Source organism: Arhodomonas sp. KWT (assembly GCF_010993615.1).
Genome location: NZ_WNXE01000737.1, coordinates 1 through 826 on the forward strand (window position 1 = coordinate 1; position 826 = coordinate 826).

Genomic DNA, 826 nt, shown 5'->3' on the forward strand with positions numbered 1-826 from the left:
TGACCGTCCACGACCCGATCAGCTGAGCCCGCGCGGGAGAGGAGACCGGCAATGATTCCAGGCGAGATCATCCCCGCGGACGGCGGGATAGAGCTCAACGAGGGCCGCGAGCGGCGTACCCTGAGCGTGGCCAACACCGGTGACCGGCCCGTACAGGTCGGCTCGCACTATCACTTCCACGAGACCAACCCGGCATTGTCCTTCGACCGGGATCAGGCGCTCGGCTTCCGGCTCGACATCCCCGCGGGCACCGCGGTGCGCTTCGAGCCCGGGCAGTCGCGCACCGTCACCCTGGTCGCCTACGCCGGCGAGCGCCGCGTGGTGGGGTTCCGCGGCGAGGTCATGGGGGCGGTGAAATGACGCGCATAGAACGTGACGCCTACGCCCAGATGTACGGGCCCACCACCGGTGACCGGGTGCGCCTCGGCGACACCGACCTGGTCATCGAGGTCGAGCGTGACCACACCGTCTACGGCGACGAGGTGAAGTTCGGCGGCGGCAAGGTCATCCGCGACGGCATGGGCCAGAGCCAGCGCAGCGGTGCCGAGGTCGTCGATCTGGTGATCACCAACGCCCTGATCCTCGATCACTGGGGCGTGGTCAAGGCGGACATCGGCATCCGCGACGGCCGCATCGCCGGGATCGGCAAGGCCGGCAATCCGGACACCCAGCCCGGCGTGGACATCGTGGTCGGCCCGGGCACCGAGGTGATCGCCGCCGAGGGCAGCATCGTCACCGCCGGCGGCATTGACGCGCACATCCACTTCGTCTGCCCGCAGCTGGTGGAGGAGGCGCTGATGTCCGGGGTCACCACCATGCTCGGCGG

At 69.5% G+C, this 826-nt stretch carries 2 protein-coding genes; both read left to right on the forward strand.

The window, feature by feature from the left end; translation table 11 throughout:
* Positions 1-51: 51 nt before the first annotated feature.
* Positions 52-360 carry an urease subunit beta gene (locus G7A99_RS22075; RefSeq protein ID WP_163144130.1) on the forward strand — a complete coding sequence of 103 codons (309 nt, stop codon included), beginning with the start codon at positions 52-54 and terminating at the stop codon, positions 358-360.
* Positions 357-826: amidohydrolase family protein (locus G7A99_RS22080; RefSeq protein WP_163142874.1), on the forward strand; the 470-nt coding region annotated here is incomplete at its 3' end. The genes G7A99_RS22075 and G7A99_RS22080, both read left to right, overlap by 4 nt.